Consider the following 18,334-nt stretch of genomic DNA (forward strand, 5'->3'; position numbering starts at 1 on the left):
AATTCGCACTAAAATCTATGAATTCAGGTGTGTGCTGAAATCCCTAACGAAGTGTTAACACGCATTAAGATCCTTTACCAAAAGACAGGGATGGATAGCAAACCTTGTGATTCCGGCTGGAATCCGCTTGAAAGACCGCACGCAGAATGGGCGAATAGAAATGACGACATGGATCACGACGTGCGACACATGCAAATTGGACGGTTGGGAAGGTCGCGATACGGCCAAGACCGATGGTGAGTCTTTTGCGGAATTGATCGAAACTGCGGCCGCAGGGCAGGTCGCCGTCCGCACCCGCCGCGTGTCTTGCCTGATGGGATGCAAGAATGCCTGCAACGTCGCCATTCAGGGAAAAGGCAAGCTGAACTACACTTTAGGGGCTTTTGTCCCCTCGCATGAGGCCGCCGAAGGCATTGTGGCCTATGCCTTAGCCCATGCCGAAAGTGACACAGGTCGGATGCCTTTTCGCGAATGGCCCCAAGCGATCAAAGGCCATTTTGTGACGCGCCACCCACCACTGCCGGACGATTCATGAACCTGAAACGCGATCACGGTGGCGGGCTGGATGCGGCGATTGCCAGATATGGGGGAACGCGCGCGGACTGGCTGGACCTTTCCACGGGAATTAATCCCATGCCCTACCCAATGCCACGCCTGCCTGCCGATGCGTGGACGGCGCTGCCTGACGCTGCCGCGTTTGACAGGCTTTATGGGCTGGCACGCGGGTTTTGGCAGGTCCCCCAGAGGGCCGCTATTCTGGGCGCGAGTGGCGCTTCTCCCATTATTGCAGCCCTGCCGCGCATACTTCCCAAGGGCGAAGTCAGCATCTCGGGTCCGACCTATAATGAGCATGGCGCGGCCTTTCAGGCGGCTGGCTGGGACTTGGGTCAAGACCCAAGCCACGTGCTTGTTGCGGTGCACCCCAACAATCCCGACGGATACCTTTGGCACGCGGATCAACTGACCGCCCCCTATACCATCATCGACGAAAGCTTTGCCGATGTTGATCCTGCCGGATCCCTCATCCATCTGGCTGACCGTCCCGGCACGATCATCCTGAAGAGTTTCGGCAAGTTCTGGGGGTTTGCCGGACTGCGGCTGGGGTTTGCCATTGGCGACCCTGATCTTATTGCGCAACTGGCAGAGATCATCGGCCCCTGGCAGGTGTCCGGACCAGCGATTGCCATCGGTGCCGAGGCACTGGCTGACCCGCAGTGGGCCGATGAAACCCGCGCCCGCCTGTCCACCGATTCCGCACGCCTTGATAATCTGATGACCAGCAAAGGCGCAGAACTCGTCGGCGGCACGACCCTGTTCAGGCTCTACAAGGTGCAGGATGCCGCCGCAGCCCAGGCCCATCTGGCCAAAAGCCACGTCTGGTCACGCATATTCCCTTATGCCGGTGACTGGCTGCGTCTTGGCCTGCCCGGCCATGGCCGCTGGGCGCAACTGGAAAGTGCCCTTTGACACTGATCCTTGGCATGTTGCTGGATGCGGTTTTGGGTGAGCCACGCTGGCTTTGGTCGCGTCTGCCGCACCCGGCGATCCTGATGGGCCAGCTCGTTGGCTGGTTTGACCGGCATTATAACAGCGGCCAACACCGGCGGCTGTCTGGTGTGTTGGCAATGTTGGTCCTATGTGCCCTTGCAGGTGCATCAGGCTGGGTCCTGCACATGCTGCCCGGGCAAATTGTCGACATCGTGATCCTCGCCATTCTGCTGGCCCAGAAATCGCTTGTGCAACATGTTCAGGCCGTGAGTGATGCCTTGCGCCTGTCACTGGGTGATGGCAGGCGCGCCGTGGCCATGATCGTTGGGCGCGACACCCGCGACCAAGATGCCCCTGCTGTGGCGCGCGCAGCGATCGAAAGCGCGGCCGAGAATATGTCCGATGGCGTTATTGCCCCGATCTTCTGGTTTGCCGTCGCGGGGCTGCCCGGATTGCTGATCTACAAGATCACAAACACTGCCGACAGCATGATTGGCTACAAAACCCCCCGCCACAAGGCCTTTGGCTGGGCGGCCGCACGGCTGGATGATCTGTTGAACCTGATTCCCGCACGGCTGACGGCCCTACTGATCTGGCTCGTCACAAACCGGCCCGATGCCCGCGCCATTATTGCCGAAGCGCCCCTGCATCGGTCCCCCAATGCAGGCTGGCCCGAGGCTGCGATGGCCCACGGTCTGAATGTCGCCCTGAGTGGACCGCGCTGCTATGCGGGACAGATCATGGACTATCCCTTTGTGAATGATGAAGGTGAGCGCACCCTTGAGCCTGACCATATTGACCAAGCCGTGCAAGTGCTGTGGCGCACATGGGCGCTGGCGCTACTGGGCTTTGGCGCAATTGCGCTGCTGTAGTTTGCGCCCTTGCAAACGCCTGCTAGGGTTGCGTGAACCGAACGGAGTATCGTCATGCGCCTTGTCACTGCCCTTGCTTTTTCATTGCTCACCGGCGCTGCGTCCGCCCAGACTTGCGGCGGTCCGGTGCCCGCCTTTATCGCAGGCATCAAGGCCGAGGCGCAGTCCAAAGGCATTCCCGCCGCCACGATAGATGCATTTTTCCAAGGCGCGCAAATTGATCAAGGCGTGTTGAAAGCAGACCGCGCTCAGGGGGTATTTCAAAAGGATTTCATCAGTTTTTCCCGCGCCCTGATCAGCCAGAACCGGATTGATAACGGGCGCATCTACGGACAGCGCAACGATGCAACCTTTCGCGAGATCGAGCGGCGCTTTGGCATCCCGCGCGGCGTGCTTCTGGCCTTCTGGGCGTTTGAAACCGACTATGGCCAAGTCCAGGGCAGCTTCAACACCCGCAACGCGCTGCTGACGCTGGCGCATGATTGCCGCAGGCCCGACCTGTTCCGCCCGCAACTGATCGCGGCGATTGAGCTTTATCGGCGCGGCGGGATGGACCCGGCAAGTACAACGGGTGCGTGGGCCGGAGAAATCGGGCAGTTGCAGAAATTGCCCCGCGAGATCGTCGAAAAGGGACTGGACGGCGATGGCGACGGTGTGGTGAACCTCAAGACCTCATCCGCAGACGCGCTGATGACAGGGGCCAATGTACTGTCGTCGCTTGGATGGCGCCCGAATGAACCATGGCTCCAGGAAATCATCGTGCCCGCCGGATTGGACTGGTCGCAAACCGGACTGAACCACAAGGCGCGCGTGTCCGACTGGGCCGCACGTGGCGTGCAGGCACGTCAAGGGTCGCTGGGCCCTGCGAACCTGCCCGCTTCCATCTTGCTGCCAATGGGGCGCAACGGGCCTGCATTTATCGCCTATCCGAATTTTGAGGTCTATTTCGACTGGAACAAAAGCTTTGTCTACGTCACCACCGCCGCCTATTTCGGCACAAGGCTGCAAGGCGCGCCTGTCTATAACGCAGGCAACCCGTCCGCCCCGCTTAGCGGGCCACAGATGCAGCAGTTGCAACAAAAGCTGACAACACTTGGATATGACGTCGGAGGGATCGACGGAATTCTTGGGGCAAAGACACGCGAAGCCGTGCAGGCTGTACAGATCAGGTTGGGATTGCCCGCCGACGCATGGCCAACTGTCCAGTTGCTGAATGCGCTTTGATTTCCCGATGATTGCCTAGCTCCTGCACATCTCGTTTGTCTGCTCTGCAGGACAAAGCAGCCGGATGCTGACGCAGGTTTTATCCATTCGAGACCACTCAGAAAGGTCACTGCGATATATAAATCTTTAACGGAAAATGGCGCGGACTTGTATGCTCAAGTCAGCTTGTTGATTAAAAAGGGGGCGCTTGGCCCCCTCAGAATAGTGCCTTCAAACGTCAATCTTTCTCCGCGACGTTCTTCTTGCCCTTATCATTTGCTGGTCCGGCAATGTTACCCCAACCGCCCGTGAAATTTTTTGCTGGAACGCTTGCATTATCCCCAGATTGCAATGCGTCTCTCATATTTTGAGCCTTGTCTTTCTGAGTATGCCCGTCCGCGAATGCAGCGGTACACAACGCGACGGCGGTCACAGCGGAAATTGTGATAAGTTTCATCTTGCCTTCTCCCATTTGGTTAACATAGACTTGTACGCCGTGATGTAATTTTCGGATCACATTTTTTCCGATTGTAGCTTTGACCGCACGATGGTCATCCTTTGCCTGTTGCCGGATAATCGTCATGCTTTCTCCGGAAGAAGTGACATCGCCTATGAGATGGGACCGCTCCGGGCTGCAAGCAGACATTTGCACAAAGACCTCATTGGCGCGGAATTAAGATGGAGTCGCCGCCACAGCGTCTCTTGTCGTGGCGGTGTAGCCTTGGTGCGGCTAAGCCACCATCGCTGACGCCTTTTTCAGATCGACGGACACCAGTTGCGACACGCCCTGTTCGCCCATTGTCACGCCGAACAGACGATCCATCCTGCTCATCGTGACAGCGTGGTGCGTGATGATCAGGAAACGTGTGTCGGTGCGGCGGGTCATTTCGTCCAGCAGGTCGCAGAAACGGGTGACGTTGGCGTCGTCCAAGGGCGCGTCGACCTCATCCAGCACACAAATCGGGGCGGGGTTGGCAAGGAACACCGCAAATATCAGCGCCAGCGCCGTCAGCGTCTGTTCGCCCCCTGACAGCAGCGACAGGGTGCTGAGTTTCTTGCCCGGCGGTTGGCACATGATTTCCAGCCCCGCCTCAAGCGGATCATCGGATTCCACCAAGACCAGCTTGGCCTCACCGCCGCCGAACAGATGGGTAAAGAGCAGTCCGAAATTTTCGTTCACCTGCTCAAACGCTGTCAGCAACCGCTCGCGACCTTCCTTGTTCAGACTGGCAATGCCAGAGCGCAAAGCCGCAATGGCCGCTTCAAGGTCTGTCTTTTCGGACACCAGCGCGTCATGTTCGACCTGCACTTCCTTGGCGTCTTCTTCGGCGCGCAGGTTGACGGCGCCCAACGCGTCACGCTGGCGTTTCAGCGCATTGACCTGCCCTTCGACCACATCAGATGCGGGCATGTCATCGACCGCAACATCCAGTGTTTCCAACAGCTTGTCCGGCGTCACATCCTGTGCCTCAACAATACGCTGTGCTGCATAGGCGACGGTTTCGCGGGCTGCATCTGCGCGAGCTTCGGACCGTGCGCGGGCCTCGCGGGCCTCTGACGCCAGCCGTTCTGCGTCTCGCTCGTGATGGCTGATATCGCGCAGCACGGTTTCGGCTTCGGCCAGAACGTCGGCAGACTGTCTGCGCCGCTCTTCCGCTTCATCAATCGCGTCGGCCAGTTCCGACCGTTTGGCAGCAATCAGCTCCGGCGCTTCGGTGGCTTCGGCCAGTTCAGCCTCGGACGCGGCTTTGCGTTCGGCCAGTTCCGCCGTGCGCTTGTTTGCTGTCTCAAGGCGGTGCTTCCAGCCAGAGATTTCCTTCGTGATTTCCTGACTGCGCTTGAGGCGCGCTTCACCTTCGCGACGCACCTCGTCATGGGCAGAGCGGCGGGACATCATCGTGATGCGCGCCGCCTCTACAGTCATTTTGACATCTTCGACAGAGGCGCGGGCGGCATCCAGATCACCCAGATCACGGGCGGCTTTTTCCGCCTCTGCCAACGCCCTGCGCGCCGCAATCGCTTCCTCTTCGTGACGTTTCATCGCAAGGCCAAAGCTTTCCAGCTTGCCTTGGCTCAGGTTGCGGTCGGCCTCGGCGCGGCTGGCGGCGCGGTTTGCCTCGCCCACTTCGCGGTCAGCATTGCGGCGAGCCACACGGGCGGCATGGTCGGCTTCGGTCAGATCTTTCAACAGATCCGTCAGCCCCTCATGGGCCTCGGCTGCGGCCTCGGCTTTGGCGGTCGCGGTTTCCAGATCGCCCCGTAGCTCCGACAAGCGGTTCAGTTGCTGCAAGCGCAGCGCCGCCGCCGATGGTGCATCTTCGGCACCGGCGCGGAAACCGTCCCAGCGCCACAAATCGCCTTGCAATGACACAAGCCGCTGGCCGGGCTTCAGATCGGCTTGCAGGCGGGGGCCGTCGGCCTGTTCGACCAGACCAACTTGCGACATGCGGCGCGCCAGCACGTCGGGCACGGTGACATGGTCCGTCAGCACGGTGACATTATCGGGCAAGGGTTGCGCGGCAGAATAGGCAGGCAGCAAAGCCCAGCCCGACGGCGCATCGCCCCCCACGGCAGGCGCGCGCAAATCATCGGCCAAGGCCGCGCCCAGCGCTTTCTCGTAGCCGCTATCGACCCCCAACAGATCAAGGACCTGCCCACCCTCGGCGGTGTCACGCTCGACCATTTTGGCCAATGCATTGACCTCGGCACGCAGCGCGTTTGCCTCGCCTTCCGCCTCGGAGCGCAAGCCGCGCGCGTCACTTTCGCGGGCCTGTGTATCGGCGCGGGCTGCCTCTGCTTCGGTCAGCGCATCCTCGGCGGCCTCTGCGGCGGCGACAGCCTGTGCTTCTGCCTCACTGGCCGCAGCAAAATCGGCTTCGGCCGTAGCAAGGGCGGTCTGTGCTTGTGCCATGGCGTCTTTGGCGCGGGCGGCTTCGGCTTCACTCTTCTCAAGAGTGGTCCGGTTATCATCCAACAGACGCTGCGCCGATTGGTGGCGCGCGGCCAGGCGGGCAACATCCTCCGTCAACTGGGCTGAGTCAGCTTCACGCTGTTGCAGAATGCCTGCGGCTTCGCGGGCGGCTGCATGGGCTTCTTCCAGACGTTCCTCGTGGCCCTGACCTGCCTTGGCAATCTCGCGCGCTTCCCATTCAAGCCGCTCAATGGTTTCGCCAGCATCCTTGTTCAACCCGCTTTCACGGTCCATATCGCGGCCCAACTGGTCAATCCGGGCGCGCAAGGTCTCGATCATCTCGAGCGCACGTTCCTCCTGATCCTTCAGCGTATCACGCTGGACCTGCAGCCGCTGCAAGACAGCGGCAGCAATCGCTTCCTCTTCACGCAACGCAGGCAAGGCGTCCTCGGCGGTCTGCCGGCTTTTCGATGTCTCGCGGGCTGTTTTTTCGGCTTGCGCTGCGGCTGTGGTGCGGGCACGCAGCTGTTCTGTCGCGGCAAACAGAGCTTCATCCGCTTCCTTCCAGCGGCGGTACAGCAGCATACCTTCCGCTTTGCGCAGCTTTTCACCGATATCGCGGTATCGGGCCGCCTGTCGGGCCTGCCGGGCCAACTGCCCCAGTTGCGTAGCCAACTGCTCGATCACGTCGTCGACACGGGTCAGGTTTGTTTCCGCACCTTTCAGCTTCAGTTCGGCTTCGTGGCGCCGCTGATAAAGGCCCGAGATACCTGCAGCCTCTTCCAGAATCCGACGACGGGCCTTGGGTTTGGCGTTGATCAGTTCCGAAATCTGGCCCTGCCGGACAAGTGCCGGCGAATGGGCCCCGGTCGAGGCATCGGCAAACAGCATCTGCACATCTCGGGCGCGGACATCCTTGACGCCTACCTTATAGGCAGAGCCTGCGTCACGGGTGATCCGGCGCACAATCTCAAGCTGGTCGGAATCGTTGAAGCTGGCAGGCGCAAGACGTTCGCTATTATCGATGATCAACGAAACTTCTGCGAAATTCCTCGCAGGCCGGGTCGAGGCCCCGGCGAAAATGACATCCTCCATGCCACCGCCGCGCATCGCCTTGGGGCGGTTTTCCCCCATGACCCAGCGCAAGGCCTCCAACAGATTGGACTTGCCGCAACCATTGGGACCGACAACACCTGTCAGCCCATCCGCGATAATCAAATCGGTGGGGTCAACAAAGCTTTTGAAGCCATTCAACCTGAGCTTACTAAACCGCAACGGTATTCCGCCTTCTGATTCCACGAGGTAGGAAAAGTTGACCCATCTGCGGCACCACTGTCAACGCAGCCCCGCAGCATCTGGTCAAAAGTAGCGACTTATCCCCAAGATATTGCGGTTCTCCGCTTCTTATGGCCGAAAATATCCGGCCTTATGTATCAAATGCACCAAGTTCAGTCGAACAAATCATCTTGGTCGTTCAAGTCTTCCAGAACCTCCTTTACGGATTCAACCGCATAGGTTTCTGAAATAAGTTCATTGTCATAGCCATAGCGCATTTCAACCGCCACCATGCAGCGAAGTGCGTCTCCGGGCCTTACATCTTGTTTTCTGCTTTGGAAAGAATCAACGAACTCGCTGTCCTCCATGCGCACAGAAATGGACCTCTTCCCGTGACGAAGTTCCCATTTGGAATTTCCAAGGTAGTCAGGCTTTTTAACAGCAAGTATCATTTCCGCAGGCGGCATCTTGATTGTTTCTTTCGTCGCCAGTTCTGCCAATTCTTCTGGGTTAATATCCACAGTCAGATCAACCTCGACGCGACCTTCATCTCCCTCAAAGAAAATTCTGTCGTTAGGGCCAAGCATTTTCTTTGCATCTTGAAGCTGCTTCGCGATTTCCACTAGCCCAGACGGGTCAGGTGGCGCGTAGTCTGGCAATCGCCGTACATCTGTTTCAGCCGCTAGATCGCGTATCTCTTTTCTCAGTTCTTGAAGACTTCTAGGCGCATCGTCCTGATCTACCCACCGCAATACAACGTATTTGGCGCGAACTAAATACTTCCCAACGGCAGGTCGCCAATCGAGGTCCTTTAGGGCTTGGTCATCTGTTGATCTGAGTGCGTTCTTTAGCCAGACTTTCAAGCTACCAATTTCGACGTCTTCTAGGACCATTACAGGTGTGATGCTGGAATCTACCGATTTAGCAAGTATCCGGTCCAAAGCCTCAAAAGATCGAATTAGTTCAGTGGCGGCTGTGAACACTCTAGTTGGCGATTCCTCGCCCTTTTTGAAGTCCACAATGACAGCGAAGTCCGCATCTTCTGGCTTGCCAGGGTCGCGATCCGTGGTTGTAATCTTCGCCATTCATGTGCGCCTTTTCCTATAAGCGGATTTCTAAGCAACCTATTGACTCTAAACATAGAATCATAAACGCGGCTGAAAATCCACCCCTACTGATCTTATTGTTTAGGTTCCGCTCATTTTCCTGAACTCCCTTTTCAGAAAGTAGTGCGGCCAGTTGTGCATATGTTACACCCCGCCTCTTTAACTCACCCTTAAGCAGGTTTTTTGCCTTAGCCTCAAACTCAACATTTACAGGGTCTGACTTACGCAGCGTCATTTATCACCTCAAAATATCATCGTATTTAATGACATACACCCTTGTAATTGCCGATACAAGTATCCATATATGATGCACAACATCATCGGATATGGATACAATGGCCCAACACTTCCTCCTTTCAGCAGCATCTCGGACGCTTTCTTTGCGTTCGATTTACAAGGCTGGTGAGGATGCGGCCTATGAGACGTTCTGTCAGATGCGCTGGCCTGAGACAGGCGGTGAAGCCGTATGCCCATGCTGCGGCTTTGATGAAGCCTACAAGATCACCACGCGCCGCAAGTTCAAGTGTAAGGCGTGCCACCACCAGTTCAGCGTGACCAGCGGCACAATCTTTGCCAGCCGCAAAATGGACTTTGTGGACCTGCTGGCGGCGATCTGCATTCTTGTGAACGCTTCCAAGGGCGTGAGCATGGTTCAGCTTTCCCGTGATCTGGACTGCCAGTACAAAACGGCTTTTGTTCTGGCCCACAAAATCCGTGAGGCGATGGCGACAGAGGTCCACACGGGCGAAGTTCTTGAAGGTCACGTTGAGATTGATGGTGCATACTTTGGCGGTCACATCCGCCCTGAGAACGCCAAGAAGGACCGCAAGGACCGTCGCTTGAAGCGTCACCAGACAGGCAAGCGCCGCGTTGTAATTGCCATGCGTGAGCGTGAGGGACGTACCCTGCCATTCGTGGGCCAGTCTGAGGCCGAAGGTGTCGCGCTGGCGAACGAGAACGTCTCGCGCATGTCCACCATGTCAGCGGATGAAGCAAGTCACTGGGATGAATTGCACATGGGATGGCACGTTGACCGCGTGAACCACTCCGATATTTACAGCGACCACGGCAAGCACACCAACATGGTGGAAAGCTTCTTTAGCCGCCTGCGCAACATGATCGAAGGCCAGCACCACGGTGTTAGCCCCAAGTACCTGCACCAGTATGCAAACCACTCTGCATGGTTGGAAGACAACCGCCGCACCGACAACGGCACACTGGCGCATATCGTTGTGTCTAATGCCATGGACGCGCCCGTAAGCCGTAACTGGAAGGGTTACTGGCAGCGGGCAGCATAGTGACAGATGTTGTGAGAACATTTGTGAACGATACTAGACGACGCGATTATGGATATGGTAAACAAAAAATTGAGGCGGTCAGGTCACTACACCTGCCGCCTCTGTTTCGAACCAGCCATTTGGGGGCTAGTTTGTGTGATCACTCCATCTTTTCGCATGGGGGAGTCGCATCGTCAAGTCTCCAGATGGCGTTACCGTAACGCCAAAAAAGGAGATTTATCCTATGGCAAGCTTTCTTATTTCTTACGACCTCAACGGGCCGAATCCGTCTCACAAGCAGATGGATGATCTGATTCCGAAGATCGCGGCAACATATGGCCGCGTTCTCGAAACAGTATGGTGGGTTGAGTACTCGGGGACTGCAATGCAGCTTCGTGACCGGCTTCGCACCACTCTCCGGAAAGAGGATTCTCTAATGGTGTGTGAGTGTAAGGTCGCCGCATGGCACAATCTCCTGATTAATGATGCTGCCCTCAAGAAAGCAATTGAAGCAGCCTAAAGTAAGGCGACAAAATGACTCGGGGCTGGCCTCTTACTGGGCCAGCTTCCACAAACACCCATCCGGCCCACCCTCGCGCACAACCTTGCCATTGTCCTCTAGCCTCAAAAGCGCCTGATACGCGCGATTTCTGGCCGCTCTGAGCGATATCTCTGGCCTGTGGTCCATGACAAGGTGCGAAAGCTGCCACGTGCTTTGCGGACCGATCCTGAGACCGTCCATCACGATCCGCTTGGCCATACCCCGCTTTAGTGGCGCATTATGGGCGATCCCCGACCATTCAACGCCACGCATTAGCAGTAAGCCTTCTGCCACCTTGCCTTGTGGTCCGCCCTGCTTTGCCAGCGCCAATAGCGCGTTGTTGATTGTCCTGTCCTGCATGGGGGCAGCTTATCGCATTCCCCCACTGGGGGATTCACAAAAGTTGGTGCATTTGATACATAAGGCCGAAAATATCCCCGCCGGAGGCATCTGATCTGTCAACCTGCGCCGCCATCAACCCTGTAAATGTCGGTTTCCACCTTGACGCCTGCCCTTCCAAGGGCGCACAACATAAGCGCACGGTTCCCCGACAGCGCCAAGCGCCAGGGGATCAAATGGGAATGTGGAATGGTCGATCCGTACAGGAGACCACACGCCACAGCCGCCCCCGCGACTGTATGCGGAGAGTGCCTTGCTAAAGAGCCACTGGGCAACCGGGAAGGCAGCAAGGTGCATCGACCCGCAAGCCAGGAGACCAGCCATGCACCGGAGCAGTTGCTTCGGACGACAACAACGGACGGGGTGTTCCGTGGGGGTAAGGTCGCCGGACAGGTGGCCACTCCATGAAATCCCCCCTTTATTCACGATCCTAAAGGGGACAGACATGAAAAAGATTTTGACAACAGCGGGCTTGATTTTGGCCGCGACACCCGCTCTTGCACACCACCCGCTGGGCGGCCTGCCGATGGAGACCTTTACCCATGGGCTTGCGTCCGGTGTGGGCCACCCTGTGCTCGGGTTTGACCACCTGTTCTTTGTGGTCGCCATGGGTATCGCCGCACTCTTCACCGCCAACCGTCTGGCAACGCCTGCCGCCTATATTGGCGCGATGCTGGCGGGTTGCGCCCTGATGTATGCGGGCATCGCCATGCCCATCGCTGAAACCATGATTGTGCTGTCACTGATCGTGGTAGGGGGCATTGTGCTGTCCGGCAAGGCGCTGTCAACGCCGGTTGCGATGCTGGTCTTTGCAGGCTTTGGTCTGTTTCACGGGTCGGCCTTTGGGGCTTCCATCGCAGGCCAGGAAGGCGGCATCGGCGGCGCGGTTCTGCTTGGCTACCTGATCGGGCTGGGTGCGATCCAGTATCTGATCGCCGTCGGCGCTGGCTGGGCGATCCGGAAACTGGGCGCATCCGATGCACGGGCGATGAACGCACGCCTAGGCGGAGCGATGGTTGCAGGCGTCGGCCTGTTCCTTGCCCTCGAAATCGTCGAAGGCCCGCTGGTCGCGTTGATCGCAGCCTAAGACGCTCGCAAATCGACCTTGTGGCGGTCCCCTGCGGGGGCCGTCATTTGGCTTTGTCTACCCTGTCAGGAAACACCAAATGCCCGCCAAAATCCCCGCCACTGTGGTCACAGGCTTTCTTGGGGCCGGAAAAACCACACTGATCCGCCACATGCTGCAAAACGCGAATGGCAAGAAAATCGCTCTGATTATCAATGAATTTGGCGATCTCGGGGTGGACGGCGACATCCTCAAGGGCTGTGGCGATGACGTCTGCACGCCCGACGATGTTGTGGAACTGTCCAACGGCTGTATCTGCTGCACGGTGGCTGATGATTTCATCCCGACGATGGAAAAACTGCTCAACCGCACGGACAAGCCCGACCATATCGTGATCGAAACCTCCGGTCTCGCCCTGCCGCAACCGCTGGTGCGCGCTTTCAACTGGCCGGGCATCTCCACCCGCGTCACCGTTGATGGGGTCGTGACCGTTGTGGATGGCCGCGCCGTCCACGACGGCCAGTTTGCCCATAACGTCGCGGCAGTAGATGCCCAGCGCGCGCAGGACGACAACCTTGACCATGACACGCCGCTTTCCGAATTATTCGAAGATCAGATTGCCTGCGCCGATATGATCGTCGTCAACAAGACAGACCTGCTGGACCCACCCGAGGCCGACGCGTTGACGTCCCGTTTGCAATCCCAAAGCCGCGCGGGCGTGCAGGTGGTCAAGGCCTCCATGGGTGCCCTGCCCGTTGATGTGTTGCTGGGGCAGGGAATCGGCGCAGAGGACGATCTGGCCGCCCGCCACGAAATCCATCACCACCATCATCACGATGATGACGAAGATGACCACGATCACGCCCATGAACACGGCCATGACGAGTTCGAGAGTTTCATTGTCAGCCGCGGCGAAATTACCGATGCAACCGCATTTGCAGGTCAAGTGGCTGAGGTGATCCGCAGCCACAATATCCTGCGCCTCAAGGGATTTGTGGCGGTCACAGGCAAGCCAATGCGCCAAACATTGCAGGCGGTCGGGCCACGGGTCGATACCTATTTCGATCAGCCCTTTGGCGACGCACCGCGCGAAACCCGGCTGGTTGTCATTGGCGAAGCCGGCCTTGATCAGACAGCCATCACCGCCGCCCTCCAAGCCTGAAACCCGCCATGATTATCGTCGAACGCAGCGACCCGCATCACCCGCAAGCCAAGGCTTTGCTCAAGCAAAGCCACGCCCTGATGCAGGCGCTGTTTCCGCCAGAGGATAATTTCTATCTGGAAATTGACGATCTGGTTGCCCCTGATATCCACTTCTATACCGGCCGGATCGGCGATGACATCCTCGGCACCGGGGCATTGCGCATCACTCCCCACTACGGCGAAGTCAAATCAATGTTCGTCTCCGAGGCCGCGCGCGGCAAGGGCATCGCCGACGCCATCCTGCGCCAGATCATCGATCAGGCCCGCGCAGAAGGGCTGCCGGTCGTCAAACTGGAAACGGGCGATGTCTTGCATGCGGCCCACAGGCTGTATGCGCGCCATGGTTTTGTGGAATGCGGCACCTTTGGGCAGTATCTGGATGTGAAGTCATCGCTCTTCATGGAATTGAAACTGTGAAAGCCCTCACTGTCAGCGTGGGCGACTTTGATAGGCACCAATCTTCTTTCTTTGCCTGCGTGCTTAGCTTGATCTTGCAAGGACACATCTGATGCATCTGCTTGCGGCCACCCCCGGCGCTATCTCTGACGGGACAGAGCCGGTTGATCTGGGACAGACCCCTGCAGATGTTGTGATCATCTCGGCTGCGGATACCGAACTTGCCGCCCTGTCAGAAGCACGCGCGCAAATGGACGCGCCCCCCGGCCTGCGTCTGGCCAACATGATGCATCTGACGCACCCGATGTCGGTTGATCTGCATCTGGACGATTGCGCCACAAAATCGCGACTGGTGATTGCACGCATCCTTGGCGGCGCGGGCTACTGGAAATACGGGCTGACGCAATATGCCGCGCGCCTGTTCGAAGCAGGTATCCCTTTTGCCGCCCTGCCCGGTGACGACAAGCCTGATCAGGAATTGCGCGACCTCTCGACCGTTGCGGCAGAAGACTACGACAATCTCTGGTCCTATTTCGTCGAAGGCGGGCCGGAAAACAGCACCAACCTGCTGCGCTATGCCAAGGCGATGCTTGACGGCAGCGATAAACCGCTTGGGCCTGCGCCACTGCTGCGGGCCGGTGTCTATTGGCCCGGTGCCGGACTGGCAGGGCTGGACACGGCCCGGGCAGCATGGACCAATGGCGCACCCATCGTGCCCATCATCTTTTACAGGGCCTTGGTGCAAGGGGGCGGGTTGAACCCGATTAACCGGCTCACGCGCAGCCTCAGCCGGGCGGGGCTGAATCCGCTACCCATATTCGTGGCCAGCCTCAAGGATCCGGTCAGCACGGCTACGCTGAACAGTCTTTTTACCGCAGTGCCACCCGATGTGATCTTGAATTGCACCGCTTTTGCCGTCGGCTCTGCGCATGATGGTGACAACAGTCCGCTCAATCCCCTGCTCGCCAACAATGCGCCTATCTTTCAGGTGATCCTGTCCGGCAGCACCGAAAGCACGTGGGCCGACGGCCTGCACGGGCTGACCGGGCGCGATATCGCCATGAACGTGGCCCTGCCCGAAGTGGACGGGCGCATCCTGTCGCGTGCGGTCAGCTTCAAGGGCGAAGCGTTCTTTGACGAGGCGACAGAATGCCCGATTGCGACATATCAGGCGCAAGGGGACAGAATCGACTTTGTCAGCCAACTGGCGAAAGGCTGGGCGCAACTACGCCAGACGCGCCCAGCCGATAAGAAGGTCGCACTGATTCTCGCCAATTATCCCAACAAAGACGGGCGTCTTGCCAACGGAGTCGGGCTTGATACGCCCGCGGCCACGGTGCATGTGCTCAACCTGCTGCAATCACAGGGTTATGCGGTGACGCCGCCCGATGATAGCCGCGCCCTGATGGACCAATTGATGACAGGACCGACCAATTGGCTGACCGATCGCGCGGACAAGGAAGGCGGGGAATTTCTGACCCTCGACCTCTACCAGTCGTATTTCGCGGCACTACCATGGACGATCAAAGAACAGATCACGTCGCGCTGGGGCGCACCGGCGGATGATCCGTTCGTCCGGCCCGCGACAGATACGCAAAGCGCGGGGTTTGCGCTGTCGATCCACCGTTTTGGCAATGCGGTTGTCGGGCTGCAACCAGCACGCGGCTATAACATCGACCCGACCGATACCTACCATTCGCCTGACCTTGTGCCGCCGCACAACTATCTGGCCTTCTATTTCTGGCTGCGCCACCATTGGGGGGCCAATGCAGTTGTGCACATGGGCAAACACGGGAACCTCGAATGGCTGCCGGGAAAGGCGGTGGCCCTGTCGCAAGATTGCTGGCCAGAGGCCGTCTTTGGCCCCACACCACACATCTACCCTTTCATCGTCAATGATCCGGGCGAAGGCACGCAGGCCAAGCGGCGCACCGCTGCGGTCATCATCGACCACCTGACGCCACCACTGACACGGGCTGAAAGCTACGGTCCCCTGCGCGATCTTGAGGCGCTGGTTGATGAATATTACGAGGCCGCCGGGGTAGATCCGCGCAGGATCGACCATTTACGGCGCGAAATCCTGTCTTTGTCCGACGTAACAGGGTTGGCAAAGGATGCGGGCTTTACGGGGGACGGCGAAAGCGACCTTGGCAAGCTCGATGCGTATTTGTGCGAGTTGAAAGAGGCGCAAATCCGCGACGGGCTGCATATCTTTGGACAGTCGCCAGAAGGGCGGCAAGAGATCGATCTGGCCATCGCACTTGCGCGTGTCCCACGCGGCGACGGCAAAGCGGGCAATGCGTCGTTGCTTAGGGCATTGGCCCATGATCTTGGACTTGGCTTTGATCCCCTTGATTGCGACCTTGCAGGCATTGCTGCTGAAAAACCGCCTTTGCTGGACGATGGCACGACCTGGCGCACAAATGGCGACACAGTGGAAAAACTCGAAAATCTTTGCCAGCAACTCCTGCGGGATGGGGGGTGGGGCCATGTGGGGTTTGCCCCACGAGCGACACAACCCGTCCTTGACGCCATCAACAGCGACATTCTGCAAAGGATCAAAGCCTGCGGGCAGCTTGAGGGGGCGGGGCTCCTCAGCGCCCTCAAAGGACACTTCGTCGCCCCCGGCCCGTCCGGCGCACCGACCCGCGGGCGGCTCGATGTGCTGCCAACGGGACGAAACTTCTTTAGCGTGGACAGCCGGGCCGTCCCCACTCCAACAGCTTGGGCTCTTGGATGGAAGTCAGCAAATCTTTTGATTGAAAAACATCTTCAGGACCATGGCGATTGGCCACGCACAATGCTTGTCACGGCGTGGGGCACAGCAAATATGCGCACCGGCGGCGATGACATTGCCCAGGCACTGGCCCTGATGGGGGTCAAGCCAAAGTGGGATGCCGCCAACAGGCGGGTCACCGGCTTTGAAGTGCTGCCACAATCGGTTCTCGGTCGCCCTCGGGTGGATGTGACCTTGCGCATCTCGGGCTTTTTCCGGGATGCATTTCCGCAACTCATCGATCTGGTGGACAGTGCTGCGCGCGCTGTGCAATCGCTGGATGAACCCGCCGATCTGAACCCTGCGGCAGCCCGCACCCGGCAAGGTGAAAATGCAACGCGCGTCTTTGGGTCCAAACCCGGTGCCTACGGTGCTGGCCTGCAAGCACTGATTGATGAACGTATCTGGACCGACAAATCCGACTTTGCCGACGCCTATCTTGAATGGGGCAGCTATGCCTATGGGGCCGGTGCCGCCGGACGTCAGGACAGGACTGCGTTTGAAACACGGCTGTCACAGGCCGAGGCCCTCGTCCAGAATCAGGACAATCGCGAGCATGATATTCTTGACAGCGACGACTATTATCAGTTCGAGGGCGGTGCGGCGGCTGCCGTAAGCACATTGCAGGGCCGCGACCGGCCGATCTATCACAATGACCATTCCCGTCCGGAACGCCCTGTCATTCGCACCTTGGAAGACGAGATCGGTCGCGTTGTGCGCAGCCGCGTCGTGAACCCCAAGTGGATCGATGGAGTCAAGCGTCATGGCTACAAGGGCGCGTTTGAGATCGTGGCCACTGTCGATTACCTCTTTGCCTTTGCTGCCACGACAGGGACCGTCAGGAATCATCATTTCGATCTGGTCGAAGAGGCCTTTATCCAAGACGACACAACCCGCGACTTCATCGCTGATGCAAACGCCCCAGCCCTGAAAGAGATCGCCCAGCGCCTGCAAGAAGCCATTGACCGCAATCTGTGGCAGCCCAAATCAAACTCGGCCCGTGCCCGCATCGCGGGGCTGCTGTAGAAGGATGGGTCATGACCCATCTTACGCCCCTTCAAAGGTCGGCCCGGAACTGACAAAAATGGCGATCTGGCCACCTTTGGCTGTTGTACCATAGGCCAATTGATCGCCCCCCGTTACGCTTACACCGCAAAGGAGCCCCCGATGACCGAAGATACCGACCGCCACGCAATGAAAATGGCCAAGAAAAAGGCCGCCCGCGACAAGATCATGGCGACAAAGACCGACCAGAAGGGACTGATCATCGTACATACGGGCAAAGGTAAAGGCAAATCATCTGCCGCCTTTGGCATGATCTTTCGTTGCATTGCCCATGACATGAAATGTGCCGTGGTCCAGTTCATCAAGGGCGGCATGTCCACAGGCGAGCGGGATCTGATCCTGTCGAAGTTCACCGACATCTGCGCATTCCACACCATGGGCGAAGGCTTTACCTGGGAAACACAGGACAAATCCCGCGATACCGAAATGGCGCAAGCCGCCTGGGCCAAGGCCAAGGAACTGATTTTGGACGAAAGCAACCACATGGTGCTGCTGGACGAAATCAACATTGCCTTGCGATATGGCTATGTTGATATTGCCGATGTCGTCACATTCCTGCGTGACCACAAGCCTCACATGACCCATGTGGTCCTGACCGGGCGAAATGCGCACGAGGACCTGATTGAACTGGCCGATTTGGTCACGGAAATGGAACTGGTCAAGCATCCCTTCCGATCGGGAATCAAGGCGCAGATTGGGGTTGAATATTAAAACGTCACGCGAAAGGCCCGTCGTGCGGCAGGCGTGATGTGCTCT

Annotated in this window: 16 protein-coding genes and 1 riboswitch; of the genes, 11 read left to right on the forward strand and 5 right to left on the reverse strand. The window is 58.3% G+C overall.

Annotation, left to right across the window (positions count from 1 at the left end; translation table 11 throughout):
- Positions 1-160 precede the first annotated feature (160 nt).
- Genes C8N45_RS12500 through C8N45_RS12515 form a run of 4 tightly spaced genes read left to right on the forward strand, consistent with a single transcriptional unit; the run spans position 161 to position 3,584 of the window.
- Positions 161-535, forward strand: coding sequence for a DUF1636 family protein (locus C8N45_RS12500; protein WP_108386598.1), 375 nt, complete (start codon positions 161-163; stop codon positions 533-535).
- Entirely contained in the window at positions 532-1,467 is a 936-nt protein-coding gene (locus tag C8N45_RS12505) for a threonine-phosphate decarboxylase (RefSeq protein WP_108386599.1), read from the forward strand. Before C8N45_RS12500 ends, C8N45_RS12505 begins: the two co-directional genes overlap by 4 nt.
- On the forward strand, positions 1,464-2,360 hold the full coding sequence (gene cbiB, locus C8N45_RS12510; protein ID WP_245882653.1) for an adenosylcobinamide-phosphate synthase CbiB: 897 nt from the start codon (positions 1,464-1,466) through the stop codon (positions 2,358-2,360). Before C8N45_RS12505 ends, cbiB begins: the two co-directional genes overlap by 4 nt.
- 54 nt (positions 2,361-2,414) lie before the next feature.
- On the forward strand, positions 2,415-3,584 hold the full coding sequence (locus tag C8N45_RS12515; protein WP_108386600.1) for a lytic murein transglycosylase: 1,170 nt from the start codon (positions 2,415-2,417) through the stop codon (positions 3,582-3,584).
- Positions 3,585-3,801: 217 nt separating this feature from the next.
- On the opposite strand, the gene C8N45_RS12520 is transcribed toward C8N45_RS12515, so the two are convergent.
- From C8N45_RS12520 to C8N45_RS23640, 4 genes are all read right to left on the reverse strand, one after another.
- Positions 3,802-4,146, reverse strand: coding sequence for a hypothetical protein (locus C8N45_RS12520; RefSeq protein WP_108386601.1), 345 nt, complete (start codon positions 4,144-4,146; stop codon positions 3,802-3,804).
- A gap of 147 nt (positions 4,147-4,293) precedes the next feature.
- A complete protein-coding gene (smc, locus tag C8N45_RS12525) occupies positions 4,294-7,749 on the reverse strand; it encodes a chromosome segregation protein SMC (protein WP_108386602.1) in 3,456 nt (1,151 codons plus the stop codon).
- 173 nt (positions 7,750-7,922) lie between these two features.
- Positions 7,923-8,834 (reverse strand): LAPAL motif-containing putative phage structural protein, encoded by a 912-nt coding sequence (locus tag C8N45_RS12530; protein ID WP_108386603.1) that lies wholly within the window; start codon positions 8,832-8,834, stop codon positions 7,923-7,925.
- A 16-nt stretch (positions 8,835-8,850) separates the two neighbouring features.
- Positions 8,851-9,090, reverse strand: coding sequence for a DUF6471 domain-containing protein (locus C8N45_RS23640; protein ID WP_108386604.1), 240 nt, complete (start codon positions 9,088-9,090; stop codon positions 8,851-8,853).
- A 100-nt stretch (positions 9,091-9,190) separates the two neighbouring features.
- Here C8N45_RS23640 and C8N45_RS12540 point away from each other — a divergent pair, with 100 nt between their 5' ends.
- The gene (locus C8N45_RS12540; RefSeq protein WP_108386764.1) at positions 9,191-10,153 is read left to right on the forward strand and encodes an IS1595 family transposase; all 963 of its coding nucleotides are present in this window, start codon (positions 9,191-9,193) and stop codon (positions 10,151-10,153) included.
- Between the two features lie 223 nt (positions 10,154-10,376).
- Complete coding sequence (locus C8N45_RS12545; protein ID WP_108386605.1) at positions 10,377-10,652, forward strand: hypothetical protein; 276 nt, start codon at positions 10,377-10,379, stop codon at positions 10,650-10,652.
- Between the two features lie 33 nt (positions 10,653-10,685).
- Here C8N45_RS12545 and C8N45_RS12550 read toward each other — a convergent pair whose 3' ends face one another.
- A complete protein-coding gene (locus tag C8N45_RS12550; RefSeq protein WP_108386606.1) occupies positions 10,686-11,033 on the reverse strand; it encodes a hypothetical protein in 348 nt (115 codons plus the stop codon).
- Between the two features lie 163 nt (positions 11,034-11,196).
- Positions 11,197-11,411, forward strand: a riboswitch (cobalamin riboswitch).
- 106 nt (positions 11,412-11,517) lie between these two features.
- On the opposite strand from C8N45_RS12550, the gene C8N45_RS12555 reads away from it, so the two are divergent.
- From C8N45_RS12555 to cobO, 5 genes are all read left to right on the forward strand, one after another.
- The gene (locus C8N45_RS12555) at positions 11,518-12,159 is read left to right on the forward strand and encodes a HupE/UreJ family protein (RefSeq protein ID WP_108386607.1); all 642 of its coding nucleotides are present in this window, start codon (positions 11,518-11,520) and stop codon (positions 12,157-12,159) included.
- A gap of 79 nt (positions 12,160-12,238) precedes the next feature.
- Positions 12,239-13,300 carry a cobalamin biosynthesis protein CobW gene (gene cobW / locus C8N45_RS12560; RefSeq protein WP_108386608.1) on the forward strand — a complete coding sequence of 354 codons (1,062 nt, stop codon included), beginning with the start codon at positions 12,239-12,241 and terminating at the stop codon, positions 13,298-13,300.
- An 8-nt stretch (positions 13,301-13,308) separates the two neighbouring features.
- Complete coding sequence (locus C8N45_RS12565) at positions 13,309-13,758, forward strand: GNAT family N-acetyltransferase (protein WP_108386609.1); 450 nt, start codon at positions 13,309-13,311, stop codon at positions 13,756-13,758.
- Between the two features lie 91 nt (positions 13,759-13,849).
- Positions 13,850-17,539 carry a cobaltochelatase subunit CobN gene (gene cobN, locus C8N45_RS12570; protein ID WP_108386610.1) on the forward strand — a complete coding sequence of 1,230 codons (3,690 nt, stop codon included), beginning with the start codon at positions 13,850-13,852 and terminating at the stop codon, positions 17,537-17,539.
- A gap of 141 nt (positions 17,540-17,680) precedes the next feature.
- The gene (gene cobO / locus C8N45_RS12575; RefSeq protein ID WP_108386611.1) at positions 17,681-18,289 is read left to right on the forward strand and encodes a cob(I)yrinic acid a,c-diamide adenosyltransferase; all 609 of its coding nucleotides are present in this window, start codon (positions 17,681-17,683) and stop codon (positions 18,287-18,289) included.
- Positions 18,290-18,334 lie beyond the last annotated feature (45 nt).

Origin of the sequence: Yoonia sediminilitoris (assembly GCF_003058085.1) — a bacterium.
GTDB lineage: Bacteria > Pseudomonadota > Alphaproteobacteria > Rhodobacterales > Rhodobacteraceae > Yoonia > Yoonia sediminilitoris.